This is a genomic window from Burkholderia sp. Cy-637 (genome assembly GCF_011753175.1).
In the GTDB taxonomy this organism is placed as follows: domain Bacteria; phylum Pseudomonadota; class Gammaproteobacteria; order Burkholderiales; family Burkholderiaceae; genus Burkholderia; species Burkholderia gladioli.
This window is the reverse complement of the sequence record NZ_VWWC01000027.1, coordinates 1-17,482: the sequence shown is the minus strand read 5'-3', so window position 1 is coordinate 17,482 and position 17,482 is coordinate 1. Positions and strand designations below refer to the sequence as shown.

At 70.0% G+C, this 17,482-nt stretch carries 12 protein-coding genes; 4 read left to right on the top strand and 8 right to left on the bottom strand.

Annotated features, from left to right (window positions below; translation table 11 throughout):
* Positions 1-12: 12 nt before the first annotated feature.
* The 3 genes from dnaJ to grpE all read right to left on the bottom strand — a co-directional run bounded on the left by dnaJ (position 13) and on the right by grpE (position 4,229).
* The gene (gene dnaJ, locus F3J10_RS10635; protein ID WP_025098488.1) at positions 13-1,149 is read right to left on the bottom strand and encodes a molecular chaperone DnaJ; all 1,137 of its coding nucleotides are present in this window, start codon (positions 1,147-1,149) and stop codon (positions 13-15) included.
* 215 nt (positions 1,150-1,364) lie between these two features.
* Positions 1,365-3,311, bottom strand: a complete 1,947-nt coding sequence (dnaK, locus tag F3J10_RS10630; protein ID WP_167233185.1) for a molecular chaperone DnaK — start codon at positions 3,309-3,311, stop codon at positions 1,365-1,367.
* Between the two features lie 363 nt (positions 3,312-3,674).
* Positions 3,675-4,229 carry a nucleotide exchange factor GrpE gene (grpE, locus tag F3J10_RS10625; protein ID WP_025098490.1) on the bottom strand — a complete coding sequence of 185 codons (555 nt, stop codon included), beginning with the start codon at positions 4,227-4,229 and terminating at the stop codon, positions 3,675-3,677.
* A 427-nt stretch (positions 4,230-4,656) separates the two neighbouring features.
* Between grpE and F3J10_RS10620 the strand changes: the two genes are divergently transcribed.
* Positions 4,657-4,818: a hypothetical protein gene (locus F3J10_RS10620; protein ID WP_013696722.1), complete on the top strand. Its 162-nt coding sequence runs from the start codon at positions 4,657-4,659 to the stop codon at positions 4,816-4,818.
* On the opposite strand, the gene F3J10_RS10615 is transcribed toward F3J10_RS10620, so the two are convergent.
* The 3 genes from F3J10_RS10615 to hrcA all read right to left on the bottom strand — a co-directional run bounded on the left by F3J10_RS10615 (position 4,790) and on the right by hrcA (position 7,450).
* Positions 4,790-5,197, bottom strand: a complete 408-nt coding sequence (locus F3J10_RS10615; RefSeq protein ID WP_025098491.1) for an RNA-binding S4 domain-containing protein — start codon at positions 5,195-5,197, stop codon at positions 4,790-4,792. The two genes, F3J10_RS10620 and F3J10_RS10615, sit on opposite strands and share 29 nt — an antisense overlap.
* A gap of 24 nt (positions 5,198-5,221) precedes the next feature.
* Positions 5,222-6,289 carry a ferrochelatase gene (gene hemH, locus F3J10_RS10610; RefSeq protein WP_025098492.1) on the bottom strand — a complete coding sequence of 356 codons (1,068 nt, stop codon included), beginning with the start codon at positions 6,287-6,289 and terminating at the stop codon, positions 5,222-5,224.
* A 135-nt stretch (positions 6,290-6,424) separates the two neighbouring features.
* Positions 6,425-7,450 (bottom strand): heat-inducible transcriptional repressor HrcA, encoded by a 1,026-nt coding sequence (hrcA, locus tag F3J10_RS10605; RefSeq protein WP_013696719.1) that lies wholly within the window; start codon positions 7,448-7,450, stop codon positions 6,425-6,427.
* A gap of 111 nt (positions 7,451-7,561) precedes the next feature.
* Between hrcA and F3J10_RS10600 the strand changes: the two genes are divergently transcribed.
* Entirely contained in the window at positions 7,562-8,464 is a 903-nt protein-coding gene (locus tag F3J10_RS10600) for an NAD kinase (RefSeq protein ID WP_025098493.1), read from the top strand.
* 19 nt (positions 8,465-8,483) lie between these two features.
* Entirely contained in the window at positions 8,484-10,133 is a 1,650-nt protein-coding gene (gene recN / locus F3J10_RS10595; protein ID WP_025098494.1) for a DNA repair protein RecN, read from the top strand.
* 136 nt (positions 10,134-10,269) lie between these two features.
* Here recN and F3J10_RS10590 read toward each other — a convergent pair whose 3' ends face one another.
* Together F3J10_RS10590 and glnE are read right to left on the bottom strand one after the other, a co-directional pair.
* On the bottom strand, positions 10,270-11,145 hold the full coding sequence (locus tag F3J10_RS10590; RefSeq protein ID WP_167242029.1) for a hypothetical protein: 876 nt from the start codon (positions 11,143-11,145) through the stop codon (positions 10,270-10,272).
* Positions 11,146-11,315: 170 nt separating this feature from the next.
* Positions 11,316-14,132, bottom strand: coding sequence for a bifunctional [glutamate--ammonia ligase]-adenylyl-L-tyrosine phosphorylase/[glutamate--ammonia-ligase] adenylyltransferase (glnE, locus tag F3J10_RS10585; protein ID WP_167242028.1), 2,817 nt, complete (start codon positions 14,130-14,132; stop codon positions 11,316-11,318).
* Positions 14,133-14,504: 372 nt separating this feature from the next.
* Between glnE and F3J10_RS10580 the strand changes: the two genes are divergently transcribed.
* The coding region (locus tag F3J10_RS10580; protein WP_167242027.1) for a DUF3971 domain-containing protein at positions 14,505-17,482 on the top strand (2,978 nt) is incomplete at its 3' end.

The following is a 17,482-nucleotide window of genomic DNA, read 5'->3' as shown; positions in this document are numbered from 1 at the left end:
GCACCGCTGTCGTCACTCGAAGAAGCTCTTCACGCGATCGAACCAGCTCTTGCTCTGCGGGCTGTGGCGCCCGCCGCCCTCGGCCAGCGACTGCTCGAACTGACGCAGCAGATCGCGCTGTCCGTCGGTCAGCTTGACCGGCGTCTCGATCTGCACATGCACGTAGAGATCGCCGGCGATGCTCGAGCGCAGACCCTTGATGCCCTTGCCGCGCAAGCGGAAGGTCTTGCCCGACTGCGTGCCTTCCGGCACCGTGAACGAGGCGCGGCCGGCCAGCGTCGGCACCTCGATCTCGCCGCCCAGCGCCGCGGTGGTGAACGGGATCGGCATCTGGCAGTGCAGGTCGTCGCCGTCGCGCTCGAACACCGAGTGCTGCTTGATGTGGATCTCGACGTAGAGATCGCCGGAGGGCCCGCCGTTGATGCCGGGCTCGCCGTTGCCGGACGAGCGGATCCGCATGCCGTCGTCGATCCCGGCCGGGATCTTGACCTCGAGCGTCTTGGTTTCCTTCACCTTGCCCGAGCCGTGGCAGTGCACGCAGGGCTCGGGGATGTAGGTGCCGGTGCCATGGCACTTCGGGCAGGTCTGCTGGATGCTGAAGAAGCCCTGCGACATGCGCACCGTGCCCTGGCCGTGACAGGTCGGGCAGGTGTCGGGCTTGGTGCCCGGCTTGGCGCCGCTGCCGTGGCAGATCTCGCAGGAGACCCAGCTCGGCACGCGGATCTGCGTGTCGTAGCCGTGCGCGGCCTGCTCCAGCGTGATCTCCATGCTGTAGCGCAGGTCGGCGCCGCGATACACCTGCGGGCCGCCCCGGCCGCCGCGGGCCGCGCCGCCGGCGGCCTGGCCGAAGATGTCGCCGAAGATGTCGCCGAAGGCATCGGCGAAACCGCCGAAACCCTGCGCGCCGGCACCGCCCATGTTCGGATCGACGCCCGCGTGACCGTACTGGTCGTAGGCGGCTCGCTTCTGCTCGTCCGAGAGCATTTCATAGGCTTCCTTCACCTCCTTGAAATGCTCTTCCGCATCCTTGCTGTCCGGATTGCGGTCCGGGTGGTACTTCATCGCGAGCTTGCGATATGCCTTCTTGATTTCGTCGTCGCTCGCATTCTTCGCGACGCCCAGAACCTCGTAGTAATCCCGTTTCGCCATATCGGTTCAATGCCGCCACGCGCTCGGCACGGGCGGCTCCTCTCGCTTCCAGTAAAGTCTTGCGACCGTGGAACGGCGCTCGCGCGCCGCCCCGCCATAAAACAAATGTGCCCGGAGGGCCGCGAGGCCCGCCAGGCGCAGGGTGATCCGGTCCGTCCGGCAGTAACGGACCGAATCGGTAGCGGCCGTGCCGCGCGGCACGACCGCGGCCCGACTCAGTCCTTCTTCACTTCCTTGAAGTCCGCGTCGACCACGTCGTCGGCGGCGTTCGCGGCACCCGCCTGGGCACCCTCGGCCGCGCCGGCACCGGCGGCGGCGCCTGCCTGCTGGGCCTGCATGTCGGCGTACATCTTTTCGCCGAGCTTCTGCGAGGCCTGCGACAGCGCTTCCACCTTCGCGTCGATCGTCGCCTTCTCGGCCGAGCTGTCCTTCAGCACGTCTTCCAGCTCCTTGAGCGCGGCCTCGATCTTCTCCTTCTCGCCCGCGTCGAGCTTGTCGCCGTACTCGGCCACCGCCTTCTTGGTGCTGTGGACCAGCGCGTCGCCCTGGTTGCGCGCATCGGCACGCTCACGCAGCTTCTGGTCTTCCGCGGCGTTCGCCTCGGCGTCCTTGATCATCTGGTCGATCTCGGCGTCCGACAGGCCCGAGTTCGCCTTGATGGTGATCTTGTTTTCCTTGCCGGTCGCCTTGTCCTTCGCGCCGACGTGCAGGATGCCGTTCGCGTCGATGTCGAAGCTCACCTCGATCTGCGGCACGCCGCGCGGTGCCGGCGGGATGCCTTCCAGGTTGAACTCGCCGAGCAGCTTGTTGCCGGCCGCCATCTCGCGCTCGCCCTGGAACACCTTGATGGTCACCGCGCCCTGGTTGTCGTCCGCGGTCGAATAGACCTGGGCGTGCTTGGTCGGGATCGTGGTGTTCTTGTTGATCATCTTGGTCATCACGCCGCCGAGCGTCTCGATGCCGAGCGACAGCGGGGTCACGTCGAGCAGCAGCACGTCCTTGCGGTCGCCCGACAGCACCTGGCCCTGGATCGCGGCGCCCACGGCGACGGCTTCGTCCGGGTTCACGTCACGGCGCGGTTCCTTGCCGAAGAACTCCTTGACCTTGTCCTGCACCTTCGGCATGCGGGTCTGGCCGCCGACCAGGATCACGTCGTCGATGTCCGAGACCTTCACGCCGGCATCCTTGATGGCGGTGCGGCACGGCTCGATGGTGCGCTCGACCAGTTCCTCGACCAGCGCTTCCAGCTTGGCGCGCGTGATCTTCAGGTTCAAGTGCTTCGGGCCCGAGGCATCGGCCGTGATGTACGGCAGGTTGATCTCGGTCTGCTGGCTCGAGGACAGCTCGATCTTGGCCTTTTCCGCGGCTTCCTTCAGGCGTTGCAGCGCGAGCACGTCCTTCGACAGGTCGACGCCCTGCTCCTTCTTGAACTCGCCGATGATGTAGTCGATGATGCGCTGGTCGAAGTCCTCGCCGCCGAGGAAGGTGTCGCCGTTGGTCGACAGCACTTCGAACTGCATCTCGCCGTCCACGTCGGCGATCTCGATGATCGACACGTCGAAGGTGCCGCCGCCGAGGTCGTACACGGCGATCTTGCGGTCGCCCTTCTCGGCCTTGTCCAGGCCGAAGGCCAGCGCGGCCGCGGTCGGCTCGTTGATGATGCGCTTGACCTCGAGGCCGGCGATGCGGCCCGCGTCCTTGGTGGCCTGGCGCTGGCTGTCGTTGAAGTAGGCCGGCACCGTGATCACGGCTTCCGTGACCGGCTCGCCGAGGTAGTCCTCGGCGGTCTTCTTCATCTTGCGCAGCACTTCGGCCGACACCTGCGGCGGCGCCAGCTTCTCGTCGTGCGCCTCGACCCAGGCGTCGCCGTTGTCGGCCTTGATGATCTTGTAGGGCATCAGGCCGATGTCCTTCTGCACTTCCTTCTCTTCGAAGCGGCGGCCGATCAGGCGCTTCACCGCGAACAGCGTGTTGCGCGGGTTGGTCACCGACTGACGCTTGGCCGGCGCGCCGACCAGCACTTCGTTGTCGTCCATGTACGCGATGATCGACGGCGTGGTGCGGGTACCTTCCGAGTTCTCGATGACCTTGACCTGGTTGCCTTCCATCACGGCCACGCACGAGTTCGTGGTGCCGAGGTCAATACCGATGATCTTTCCCATTTTTCGTAATCTCCAGAAATGCTGTTTGCTGCGGCTTTCGGGCCGTTTTTGCCCGGTTTGCCGCGCCGAATTCGACTCTGCACACGAAATAGGTGCGACCGCGCCGTTTTCAAGACCCCGAAAGCGATGCGGCCATTCAATTTTTTCAATCGCCGGCGGCGGCCGGCCAGAGGACGGTGGTCGATGCCCATGGGCGCAAGACCCCGGATCGAACCCCGTATTGACACCCCCGACTCGATGCTTTGCTCGATGCTTGCCTGATGCTTTCCCGGCGCGGCCCGCGGCGGCCATCATGCACGCGGCCCGCCGGGATGCCGGAGGGCCGTGGACAGGAGGCGGCGGGCGCGGCGCCCGGCCGGCGCCTTACTTCGGCTGCGCGACCGTCACGAGCGCCGGACGCAGCACGCGCTCGGCGATCGTGTAACCCTTCTGCAGCACGCTGACGACGGTATTCGGCTCCTGCTCGGCCGGCACCATCGAAATCGCCTGGTGCTGATGCGGATCGAATTTCGCGCCGACCGGGTCGATCACGTTGACGCGGCCCTTCTCGAGCGCGCTCTGCAGCTGGCGCAGCGTCAGCTCGACGCCTTCGCGGATCTTGGCGACGTCGTCCGACTTGTCACCGACGGCGGCTTCCAGGCTGTCGATCACCGGCAGCAGGTGCTCGGCGAAGCCCTCGATGGCGAACTTGTGCGCCTTGGCGACGTCGTCCTGCGCGCGGCGGCGCACGTTCTCGGTCTCGGCCTTCGCCCGCAGGAAGCTCTCCTGCAGCTCGGCGACCTTGGCTTGCGCTTCGGCGAGCGCGGCGTCGGCGGCCGCTGCCTGCGGCGCGTCGCCGGCCGGTGCCTGGGCAGCCGTTGCGTCGCGGCCGGTCTCGTCGGCCGGTTGACCAGCCGGATTCTCTTGCGTGTTTTCCATGTCGCTGAAATCGAATTGAATGATGAAAGCCGGATCGACGATACGCGCCGCGTGACGGGCACGCGGCACGCATCGCCGGACAACGGCGACGTAGTTGGGGCCGAAGACAACAACTTCAAGAGGGTCTTTCGGCCAGGGGTGCGGCGTCGAGCCGCGGATCGGCCCGGCATCGGGCTTGGGCGCCGCCCGCGCGGCCAATCGTGGCGGGCTGTCGCGCCGTGGCGCCGAAACTGCCGGTAACAACCGTTACCGCGGCCCCACTGGATCGGCTTCGGGCGCTGCACTACACTGCCATCAGGCTGCCCGAACGCAGGTTAACCCTGAGCTATCGTCAGACTTTCCGCTGCCTGACGATCGGCGCGAAACCCGCCCCGGCCGCCATCCACCGCCCTCGGCTCATGCCGGCCTCGTTCCCCAGGGGAGTACCGTGAAACTGACCTTTGCCATATCGGTGGTCGCGCTGGTACTCGTGGCCGGCACCACCACCATCTGCCTGTCGGGCGCCGTCACCGACCGCACCACCGAATACGGCAGCGCGCGCGCCACCTTCGAGCAGATCTTCAGCGTTCACCCGAAAGTTTGTCGATGATGCGGCGATCGCGCTTGGTCGGCCGGCCATGCAGCTCGGCGGCCGGCTCGCGATAATGCCGCCGCCGCTCGAGTTCGGCAAGCCGTTTCGCCCGCCCTTCCGCGGTTTCCGCATACAGCGTCTGGGCGATGCTGGCCGGCCCGCGCGTGTCGCAGATGCCGAGCACGTCGAGCTCCCAGACCACGGTCTCGATGGTGATTTCCACGCGGTCGCCCACCCGCACGTCCTTCGAGGGCTTGACCGTCGCCCCGCCGATCCGCACCCGCCCCTTCTCGACGGCATCGGCCGCCAGCGAGCGCGTCTTGAAGAAGCGCGCGGCCCACAGCCACTTGTCGATGCGCAGCTTGGCGCCGGGTTCGGTCGAAATCCGGTAATTCATCAGCTTAATCCCGTTTCGTGACGCTCATGCGGCCGTCTCCGCGGGCACGGCCACGCGCACCGGCCAGCCCTGCAGGTTTTCCGCGACGATCTGGCCCAGCGCCGAAACCCAGGCGGGCGAGGCGTTCAGGCAGGGAATCCGGTGGAAGCTCCCGCCGCCGCCGTGCAGGAACTCGTCGCGCACCTCCATGCCGATCTCCTCGATGGTTTCCAGGCAATCCGAGGTGAAGCCGGGGCAGAACACGTCGGCCCGCTTCACGCCGGCCGCGCCCAGCTCGCGCAGGGTGGGCGCGGTATAGGGCTGCAGCCACTCGGCCTTGCCGAAGCGCGACTGGAAGGTCACCCGGCATTCGAGCGGCCCCAGCCCCAGCTCGGCCATCAACAGCGCGGCGGTTTGCTGGCATTGGTCGTGGTAGGGATCGCCCAGGTCGAGCGTGCGCTTGGGCACGCCGTGGAAGCTCAGCACCAGCTTGTCGCCGGCCGCGAAATCGGGGCTGCCATGCTCGGCCCAGTAGTGCCGCACCTGCTCGGCCAGCGCATGGATATAGGCCGGGTGGTCGGCGTAGTGCCGCACCGTGCGGATCTCCGGCTGGTTGCGCATGCGGGCCAGCGCGGCGAAGGCGGCATCGAAGGCGGTGGCCGTGGTCGAGGCCGAGTATTGCGGATAGAGCGGCATCAGCAGCACGCGCTCGACGCCCAGACGCTTCAACTGCCCGAGCACCGTGCCGATGTCGGGCGTGCCGTAGCGCATCGCGTAGTCGACCAGCACCTGGTAGCCGTTGGCGGCAAACAGCGGCCGCAGCCCCTCGACCTGGCGCTCGGTGTGCACGCGCAGCGGCGAGCCTTCCGGCATCCAGACCGTGGCGTATTTCTTGGCGGAGGCGCGCGAGCGGAACGGCAGGATCAGGCCGCGCAGGATCGGCTGCCAGGCCAGGGCCGGGATTTCGACCACGCGCGGGTCGGACAGGAATTGCGCGAGATAGCGGCGCACCGCGCCCGCAGTCGGCTCGTCGGGCGTGCCGAGATTGATCAGCAGGACCGCCGTGCGATGCGCTGCGGCCTGCTGCGAAGGGGGTTCGAGATCAAAACGCATGAACGGGGATGTGCATGGGCACCGGATCGAACGGCCCCCATTATAACGAGGGCGCCCGCCGCGGCCGCCTCGCGGCCGAATGCCCGCCGCGCCGATGAGGGCAATAGCCGGGCTCGATCGGCCCGGCCGGCGGCCCTACTGGTTGCCGCTCAAGGTCAGCGACAGCAGGCGCGCGGTGATGTCGACGATCGGGATCACCCGGTTGTAGGCCATCCGGGTCGGCCCGATCACGCCGAGCGTGCCGACGATCTGGCCGTTCACCTCGTAGGGCGCGGTCACCACGCTCATTTCGTCGATCGGCACCAGGGTCGACTCCCCGCCGATGAAGATCTGCACGCCCTGGGCATGGCTGGACACGTCGAGCAGCTGCAGCAGGCTGGTCTTCTGGTCGAACACGTCGAACAGCTTGCGCAGCCGCGCCATGTCGGAGGACAGGTCGGCCACCTCCAGCAGCTTGCGCTCGCCGGAGATCAGCACCGTGTCCTCGTCGTCGGACGTCTCGGTGCTGGCCGTGACGGCCGCGTGCATCAGCGCCGTCATGTCGTCGCGCAGAGTGTCGATCTCCTCGCGCAGCCGGCGCCGCACCTCGTCGAAGGACAGCCCCGCGAAGTTCGCGTTGATGTAGTTCGAGGCCTCGGTCAGCTGGGACGGGGAGTAGTCGCGCTGGGTCGCCATCATGCGGTTCTGCACGTCGCCCTCGGGGGTGACGATGATCAGCAGGATCCGCTTGTCGGATAGCCGCATGAACTCGACCTGCTTGAACACATGGCTGCGGCGCGGCGTGAGCACCACGCCGGCGAACTGGGACAGGTTGGACAGCACGCTGGCGGCCGCGGCCACCACCTTTTGCTGCGGCTCGCCGGCCTGCAGGGTGGTCTGCACCAGGCGCGTGACGGCCGCGTCGTCGATCGGCGACTCCACCGTCAGCATGGTGTCGACGAACAGGCGGTAGCCGCGCGGGGTGGGAATCCGCCCCGCCGAGGTATGCGGGCTCGACACCAGGCCGAGCTCCTCGAGGTCCGACATCACGTTGCGGATGGTGGCCGGGCTCAGTTCGAGGCCGGAATACCGCGACAGAGTGCGCGAGCCGACCGGCTGACCGTCGGCGATATACCGTTCGATCAGGGTCTTGAGGAGGGTTCGGGCGCGGGGATCTAACATGATCGAAAATTCTAGCCTAAGCGGGCGGCGCCCGCGAGCGTTCCGGCACCAGGCCATGCCTGGCCTCCCGGACGGTTCCTTTTCGTCATCCAGCTATGGTGTAATGCCGCCATGACTACCGGCAACCAGTTCCAGACCGTCGCGCTCGTCGGGCGCAGCAATACGCCCGGCATCGCCGAACCGCTCGCCGCGCTCGCCGCCGCCATCGCGCAGCGCGGGCTCGAGGTCGTGTTCGAGGCCGCCACGGCGACAGAATACGGCATCACCGGCCATCCGGCGCTGACCCCCACCGAAATCGGCGCGCGCGCCGACGTCGCGATCGTGCTCGGCGGCGACGGCACGATGCTTGGCATCGGCCGCCAGCTCGCCCCCTACAAGACCCCGCTGATCGGCATCAACCACGGCCGGCTCGGCTTCATCACCGACATTTCCGCCTCGGAGATGCTCGAGCTGGTGCCGCTGATGCTGGCCGGCAGCTTCGAGCGCGAGGAGCGCACCCTGCTGGAGGCGCGCATCGTGCGCAACGGCGAGCCGATCTATCACGCGCTGGCCTTCAACGACGTGGTGGTGAACCGCAGCGGCTTCTCCGGGATGGCCGAGCTGCGCGTCTCGGTGGACGGCCGCTTCATGTACAACCAGCGCTCGGACGGCCTGATCGTCGCCACCCCGACCGGCTCGACGGCCTATGCGCTGTCCTCGGCCGGCCCGATCCTGCATCCGCAACTGCAGGGCATCGTGCTGGTGCCGATCGCCCCGCACGCGTTGTCGAACCGGCCGATCGTGCTGCCCGACGACGTCAAGGTCGGGATCCAGATCATCGGCGGGCGCGACGTCAACGTGAATTTCGACATGCAGTCGTTTACCGCGCTGCAACTGAACGACACCATCGAGGTGCGCCGCTCGCGCCACACCGTGCCGTTCCTGCACCCGGTCGGCTACAGCTACTACACCACGCTGCGCAAGAAGCTGCACTGGAACGAGCATCCGTCGCACGACGACGATCCCGAATCCTGACGCGGCGGCGCCCTCCATCATGCTTCGCCATCTCTCGATACGCGACTTCGTCATCGTCGCCGCGCTCGACATCGAATTCGACAGCGGCTTCACCGTGTTCTCCGGCGAGACCGGCGCCGGCAAATCGATCCTGATCGACGCCCTGGCGCTGGCGCTCGGCGAGCGCGGCGACGCCAGCGTGGTGCGCACCGGCTGCCAGCGCGCCGACCTGTCCGCCGAATTCACGCCGCACGACCGCGTCGCGCAATGGCTCGACGCGCATGCCTTCGAGGCCGAGGACAGCGTCATGCTGCGCCGCGTGATCGACGCCAACGGCCGCTCGCGCGCCTTCATCAACGGCACCAGCGCGACGCTCTCGCAACTGCGCGAGCTCGGCGAGATGCTGGTCGACGTGCATGGCCAGCATGCCCACCAGTTGCTGATGCGGCCCGACGCGCAGCGCGAGCTGTTCGACACGCATGCCGGCCTGAGCGCCGACGCGGCCGTGGTGGCGCGCGGCTGGCGCGCCTGGCGCGACGCGCTGCACCATATCGAGGTGGCCCAGACACACGAGCGCGAGCTGCAGCTCGAACGCGAGAAGCTGGCCTGGCAACTGGCCGAGCTCGACAAGCTGGCGCCGCAGCCCGGCGAATGGGACGAGGTGAACGCCGAGCACCAGCGCCTGACGCATTCGGCGAGCCTGATCGACGGCGTGCAGGGCACCCTGCTGGCGATCTCCGAATCGGACGAGGCGATGCTGACCCAGCTGGGCGCGATCATCTCGAAGGTCCGCCAGCTGGCCGCGATCGACCCGACGCTCAACGACGTGCTGGCCTCGCTCGACCCGGCCGAGATCCAGCTGCGCGAAGCCTCCTATTCGCTGTCGCATTACGCGCAGCGGCTCGAACTCGATCCCGAGCGCCTGGCCCAGGTGGAGGCGCGGCTGGATGCGCTGCACACGGCCGCGCGCAAGTTCCGCCTGCCGCCGGAGACGCTGCACGACGAACACGCGGCGCGCCGCGAGCAGCTCGCCGCGCTCGACGCGGCAGCCGACCTGTCGGCGCTGCAGGAAACCGCCGAGCGCGCCCGGCAGGCCTACCTGGCCGATGCGCGCACGCTGTCGGAGGCGCGCGCCCAGGCCGCCGACGCGCTGGGCGGCGCGGTGACGGCCGCCATGCAGGAACTGTCGATGGCGGGCGGCAGCTTCGAGGTCGGCCTGCTGCCGCTGGCCGAGGGCGGCGCGCACGGGCTCGAGCAGATCGAGTTCCGCGTCGCCGGCCACCCGGGCGTGCCGCTGCGCCCGCTGGCGAAGGTCGCCTCGGGCGGCGAGCTGGCGCGCATCAGCCTGGCACTGGCGGTGATCGCCAGCGCGGCCAGCCTCACGCCCACGCTGATCTTCGACGAAGTGGATACCGGCATCGGCGGCGGCGTGGCCGAGGTGGTCGGCCGCCTGCTGCACCAGCTCGGCCGGGACCGCCAGGTGCTGTGCGTCACCCACCTGCCGCAGGTGGCCGCGCGCGGCGACCATCACTTCCAGGTCGCGAAGGCGCAGGGCCCGGGCGGCGGCACCGTGTCCTCGGTCACCCCGCTCGATCGCGCGAGCCGCGTCGAGGAAGTCGCGCGCATGCTCGGCGGGCTCGAGATCACGGCCACCACGCGCAAGCACGCCAAGGAAATGCTGGCCGCCTGAGGCCGGCCTGTCCCGCGTCGCGCGGGCGCCCGCCGCTGTCAGGCGTGCTGTGACGACCGCCCCCGCCCAGGCACCGCGGCAACTCCCGTGATCCTGGCCGGCACCCGCCGGCGGCGGCTCGGGGCGCTTCCCCCGCTCAGGCCGGCCGCGCCGCGATCGGCTCGATCTCGTCGAGCCCGGCGCGCGCGAGCCAGTGGCAATAGCCGCCGAGGCTGCCGCGATCGATGGTGGCCGGGTCGATGCCGTCGTACTCGCCGGCGCGAAACGCGTGCTTCGAGAAATATTCCTCGATATGCCAGGCATGGATGTGCAGCACGTCCCCGCCCAGGCGCCGCGTCGCGTGCGGGAAATGGTCGAGCAGGCCGATCGAGCAGCGCTGCGGGTAGGTCTGCCGCAAGGCCAGCTCGCCGGCGTACATGGTCAGCACGTTCTTGCACCAGCCCGGCCACTGCCCCTCGTGCTCGGCAAACTCCTCGGCCAACAGCCGCCGGCAGTAATCCATCTGCGCCACCAGGAAGTGCCGCACCATCTCCGACGGGCCGTACACCGAGGCGCCGACGTTGTGCAGGCCCGCATGCGGAAAGCCCCAGCGCGCGCTGCACTCGACCAGCTTGCGGCGCACCGAATCCTCGTAGGCATAGGCGCCGAACCCGAAGCACAGGCCGCTCGGCACGAAGCTCGCGAAGGCCGGCGTGACGAAGGTATCGCAGTCGGTCTTGAGCACCAGGTCGAAGCCGGCGCAGGCATCGAGCACCTCCGGCGCGCACAGGTTGGCGACCGAATTGATGTAGGGATAGCCGGCCCACTCGGCATGCGTTCGAGCATGAGGCAGCGCGGGTATCACGACCAGGCGCGGATCGGCCGGCAGATGGCCGACCACCTCGGGATGACAGACCACGATCAGCGCGCCGCCGTCCAGCGAGCGCGTATGGATCAGGCTCTTGTAGAGCCAGAAGAACTCCTCGACCATCTGGCTGTTGTGGTCCACATAAACCAGGATCGCCTTTTTCATTTTGAATTCTGGATCGGGAGAAGGTCGCCGCATCGTATCACCGGCCTTTTGCGCCCGCCAGCGGCCGCGCCGGCCGGCAGCGGGCCCATCTGGCCAGACGAACCGGGCCTCGCGCCGATCCCCGCGCGAGGCCCGATGTTTCCCGCCCGCCGGCCTTCAGCCGGCCGCGCTCACTGCGGCTCGGCCGGCCTCACGCAGCCGAACACGCGCTCCCACAGCGCCGCCACGGCGGCCCGCTCGGCCGCGACGGTCTCGCCCGGCACGCGCGCCTTCTCCATCCCGTCGAGCCGCAACTGGTGCTGGCGCTTGCGATAGAGCCGGTAGGCCGCGCCGACCGTCTCCGCCTCGGTGTCGTCCATCAGCCCGAAGCGCGCCACCTCGCGCAGCAGCGCGATGTTGCCGGTATTGCGGATCAGCTCGGGATCGCGCGCCGCGTGCAGCAGCACCCAGTACTGCACGATGAACTCGATGTCGACCATCCCGCCGCGGTCGTGCTTCAGGTCGAACAGCTCGGTATGGTTCGGATGGCCGGCCGCCACCTTGTCGCGCATGCCGACGATCTCGCGCGCCAGCATCTCGCCCTCGCGCGGCGTGGTCAGCACCTGCTCGCGGATCGCCTCGAAGGCCGCGCCGATTTGCGCGTCGCCGGCGCTGAAGCGGGCCCGCGTGAGCGCCTGGTGCTCCCAGACCCAGGCCGTGTTGGCGCCGTCGCCCTCGCGCAACTGGTAGCGGCGGAACGCGTCGAGGTCGGTGACCAGCAGGCCCGCCTCGCCGTTCGGCCGCAGCCGCAGGTCGAGGTCGAACAGCGCGCCCGCGCCGGTGGCCGTGGTCAGCCAGGTGATCAGGCGGCGCGTGTAGGTGGTGTAGATGTCGGCGGCGCGCTCGTCGGGATCGTCGTAGAGGAAGATCACGTCGAGATCGGAGGCGTAGCCGAGCTCCTTGCCGCCGAGCTTGCCGTAGGCGATCACCGCGAAGCGTGGCCGCTCGATGTGCCGCTTGGCGAGCTGCGACCAGACCACCTCGAGCGTGACGTCGAGCACCGCGTCGGCCAGCTCCGAGAGCCGGTCGCTGACGTGCTCCACCGACAGCTTGCCGGCCAGGTCGATCAGGAGGATCCGGAACACCTCGGCGTGCTGCGCGTGGCGCAGCAGGTCCATCTGCTGCTCCATGCCGTCGGCCGCGGCCAGCCGCGCGCGCAGCGCGTCCTTGAAGGCCGGCCAGTCGAACGGGCTGGCGATCGCCTCGTCGTCGAGCAGCTCGTCGAGCAACTGCGGATGGCGGATCAGGTAGCCGCCGCCCCAGCGCGTCGCGCCCAGCACCGACAGCACGCGATCGAGCGCGGCCGGGTACTCGGTGAGCAGCGCCAGGTAGGCGCCGCGCCGACCGACCGTCTCCAGCAGGTCGAAGAAGCGGATCACGGTGTCGTCGCGATGCGCGGCGTCGATGCCCGAGGCGGCGTCGAGCGCGCGCTGCGCGACGCGGTCGAAGCGCTGCCGGCTGCTTTCGGGCAGGCCCGCGTAGCGCGAGGAGCGCCACACGCCGCGCAGCCGCGCCAGCACCGCGTCCGGATCGACGAAGCCGAGGCCGGCCAGGCGCGCGTTCAGCGCCTCGTCCTCGCCGTCGTCGGCCAGCGCGCCGCTCCAGATCCAGGCCGCCGCGCCCTCCTCGCCATTGCCGTTGCCGCAGGGATCGCCCGCCAGCCGGTTCGAGAAGATCTGGTCGAACTGCGCCTCGACGAAGCCGCGGTGCCGGTCCAGCTCGGCGAGCAGCGCGGCGTAGTCGGCGAAACCGAGCGAGGCGGCCAGCGCCGCGCGATCCTCGGCCTCGACCGGCATCGCGTGGGTCTGCGCGTCGTTGCGGTACTGCAGGCGGTGCTCGATCACGCGCAGGAAGCGATAGGCCTCGGCGAAGCGCTCGGCCACCTCGGCCGCGATCAGGCCGCGCGCGCTCGCATGCTGCAGCACGGCCAGCGTCGGGCGCACCCGGAAATCGGCGTCCTGGCCGCCGCGGATCAGCTGGAACACCTGCGCGCTGAACTCGATCTCGCGGATCCCGCCGCGCCCGAGCTTGATGTCGTCGGCCTTGTCGGGGCGCATCGAGGCGCGACGCTGCGCCTCCTGGCGGATCTGGCGGTGCAGCGAGCGGATCGCGCCGATCACCCCGAAGTCGAGATAGCGCCGGTAGACGAAGGGCTTGACGATCGCGTCGAGCTGCCCGGCCAGGCGCCGCGCCGACTCGCTGCCGGGCTCGGACACCAGCCGCCCCTTGATCCAGGCATAACGCTCCCACTCGCGCCCCTGCACGTAGAAATATTCCTCCAGCATGCCGAGGCTGCACACCAGCGGGCCGGAATCGCCGTTCGGGCGCAGCCGCATGTCGACGCGGAACACGTAGCCGTCGGCGGTGGTGTCGGACAGCACGCCGATCAGGCGCCGGCCCAGCCGCGTGAAGTATTCCTGAGTGGCCAGGGCCGCGCGCGTGCCGCCGGCGGTCTCGCCGTCGTCCTCGTAGACGAAGATCAGGTCGATGTCGGAGGAGACGTTCAGTTCGCGCCCGCCCAGCTTGCCCATGCCGACCACGCCGAGCGTCAGGCGCTCGCCCCCGGGCCCGCGCGGCTCGCCGTAGAGCGCCTCGAGCTCGGTCGAGAGCACCGCCAGCGAACGCTGGATGGTGGCCTCGGCCAGGTCGGTCATGGCGCCGGTCACCTCGGCGACGTCGGCCGTGCCGGCCAGGTCGCGCTCGGCCACCGCGCCGAATACCTCGATGCGCAACTGCCGCAGGGCGCGGCGCAAGGGCTCCTCGCCGATCGGCGCGGCCGCGCCCTCGGGCTGGCCGAGCAGCTCGTCCAGGCGGGCGTCGATCGCCGCGCGCGTGATCGGCGCGGCGGCCCAGGCGGCGATCCGCGCGGCCAGCTCGGGGCGCGCGGCGACCGCGCGCGCCAGGTAACGGGAATAGGCAGTGCTGCTCGGGGTGGTGGCGTCGGTCATGGCGGCGGCGCGATGGGAAGGCGGTCGGGGCGCGACAGGCGCGCGAAAAATGCCGGCAGTAACACGTAACGGCAAGGCCACTGCAGGGCCGCGGCAGCTTCGGTGCCTCGCAGCAAGGGCTTAACGGCAGGGGCTTCACGGCAAGGTTCCCGGCGGGCTTCACGCTGCCCCGCGGGACGCGGCAGGCGTGAAGCGTCGCCGGCCGCGACGGCTTCGGCGGCACGCGCCGCGCCCGGCAGCCTGCTTCGCGAAACCGCCGCCGACTCGCGCCTACGCCAGCCCGCAAGCCGGCCAAATGGGCGCGTCGGCAAACCCCTGTGTTACATTTCAGCGTCAGTCCGCAACGCTACCACATCGCCGCCCGTCCGCCGCATGCCCGACCGTCAGGAATCCGCCGCCAGCAGTCAAGAAGCCGGACCTCCCAAGCACGATCATCCGGTGCTGCGCCGCGTGTTCCGCGTCGTCCTGATCGGCGGCGCGACGCTCTACTTCGTGGCCGCCGGCAGCTACCTGGGCCTGCGCTATGCGCTGCTGCCGCAGGTCGACAAGCTGCGGCCCCGCATCGAATCCTTCGTTTCCGACAAGCTCCACGCCGAAGTCCGGATCGCCCGCCTGGCGCCGCACTGGTCCGGCATGCAGCCCGGCGTCGACGTCACCGCCCTGAGCATCCGCGGCAAGGACGGCATCACCGCCCTGACCATCCCGCATGCCACCGCCGCGATCTCCTGGCGCTCGCTGGTGCGGCTCTCGCCGACGCTCTCCAGCCTGGTGGTGGACGCGCCGGACCTGCTGATCGCGCGCCGGCGCGACGGCACGCTGAGCATCGCCGGGGTGGACGTGCCGACCACCCGCAAGGGCGGCAACGACGCCTTCAGCACCTGGCTGCTGCGCCAGCAGGCGATCGTGCTGCGCGAGGGCACGCTGCGCTGGCGCGACGCCGAGCGCGACGCGCCCGAGCTGACGCTGACCGGGATCCGCCTGGCGGTGCTCAACGACGGCCTGGTGCACCGCCTGGCGCTGCAGGCGCCCGCCAACGGCACCCTGCTGGCCGGCCCGCTCGATTTCCGCGCGCGCTTCACCCACAAGCCGCTGGCCGCGATCGGCCGGCCCGCCAACTGGACCGGCGATGCCTACGTCTCGACCGGCCCGGTCGACCTGCCGACCCTGGCGCGCTACGCGCCGCTGCCGCTCAAGGCCTATGCCGGACGCATCGACAACACCATCTGGATCGGCTTTCGCGACGGCCGGCTGTTCGACGCGCACGGCAGCCTGAGCGGCGCCGACGTCGCGCTGCGGGTGCGCCCGACCCAGCCGCGCCTGGACATCCCGGTGGCCGGCTTCGGCTGGGATCTCGCGCTGGCGCCGGGCCGCGACTACACGCTGAAGCTCTCGAACCTGCACGCCGAGCTGGGCCAGCCGCCGCTCGACGACGGCACGCCGCTGTCGCGCGCGCTGTCCTTCGCGACCCTGACGGCGCGCTACCGCGTGCCCGACGCCAGCCACGGCCAGCTGATCCAGGTGGCCGGCGACCGCGTCGACCTGGGGATCCTGGCCGAATTCATCCGCGGCCTGCCGCTGCCGGCGCGCTTTCGCAACGAGCTGGTGCGGGTCGACCCGCGCGGCCTGATCGCCAACTACGTGATGGAGGCCGAGCGCGCCGCGCCGGGCAAGGCCGAGCTGGCCGGCGACGAGACCGCCCATGCCGCGCCGATCGTGCGCTATCGCCTGACGGGCGACCTGCAGGGGATCAGCGTCGAGGCCCAGGAACCGGGGCCGGGGCTGTCGCCGCGCGGCCATCCGCGCGCCGGGATTCCCGGCTTCGAGAACGTCTGGGGCCATGTCGACGCGAACGAGCGCGGCGGCAGCGCCAGCATCGACACGGTCAAGGCGGCCGTCACCGTGCCCGGGGTGTTCGAGGACCCGCGCCTGTCCTTCGACCGCCTGCGCGCGCAGACCTCCTGGACCATCGCCTCGGCCGCCGCGCCGGGCGAGCGGCGCCCGCGCGTCGACGTCAAGCTGCCGCTGCTCTACGTCGAGAATCCCGATGCCGAGATCACCGTCAGCGGCGGCTATTCGAATCCCGGCCACGGCCGCGGCACGCTCGACCTGAAGGCCGATTTCGGCCGCGCGGCGATCCCGCGCATCGTGCGCTACCTGCCGACCAGCATGTCCGAGCACCTGCACCAGTATCTCGGCCACGCGCTGCAGGCGGGCGTGGTCTCGAAGGGCGCGACCATCATCGCCCAGGGCCCGCTCGAGACCTTCCCCTACGAATACGCGCCGAACGACGGCGTGTTCCACATCGTCGCGCCGTTCACCGGCGGGCGCTTCGAGCCGACCCCGCAGCCGCCGCGCAAGCTCGCCAACGGCACGCCCAGCGTCTGGCCGGCGCTGGACGGCATCGACGGCGTGTTCGAGCTGCGCAACAACAAGCTGCGCTTCGACATCCCGCGCGCCCACTACAAGGGCGTGCAGCTGAGCAAGGTGATCGGGCGCATCGACGACCTCGGCCACCCGGCCGAGTCGCCGCTGCTGATCGAGGGCCGCGCGCACGGCCCGCTGGCCGACCTGATCGACTATACGAACCACAGCGCGCTGGGCGGCCTGTCGGGCCATGTCGGCGAGAAGCTGCGCGCGCAGGGCCCGGCCTCGCTGGCGCTGAAGCTGACCATCCCGCAGCACGTCAAGCACCCGCATACGCTGGTCGAGGGCGCGCTCGCGTTCGGCGGCAACACGCTGGAATCGGACGGCCTGCCGCCGCTCTCGCAGTTGCGCGGCACGGTGCGCTTCACCCAGCAGAGCGCCGAGCTGGACCGGCTCTCGGCGCGCCTGCTCGGCGGCGCGGTGCACGCCAACGGCCGGTTCCGGCGCAACGACGGTTATGCCTTCGACGTGGACGGCCGGATCGCCGTCGACTCGGCCCGCGGGCTCAACCTGCACGGGCCGGCCGCCGCGCTGCTGGGCCGCGTGGTGGGCGACGCGCCGTACCGGCTGGCGGTGCGCGGCGCCAAGGGCGGCCTGCCCGAGATCACCGCCTCCTCGGACCTGACCGGGCTCGCGCTGGACTTCCCGGCGCCCTTCACCAAGCCGGCCGGCACGCCGATGCCGTTCGGCTTCACGCTCGCGCCGCTGCCGCCCGAGGAGGGCCGCGCGCTGGAGCAGGCCGAACTCAAGCTCGGCCCGGTGGCCGCCACCTACGTGCTCGACGCCACTCGAGGCGAACCGGTGCGGGCCGTGCGCGGCGCGCTCGGCATGAACCGCATGCCGGACCTGCCGCGCGAGGGCGTGACGGCCGCCGTCGACGCCACCGCGCTCGACGCCGACGCCTGGATCGCCTTCGCCAAGACCTT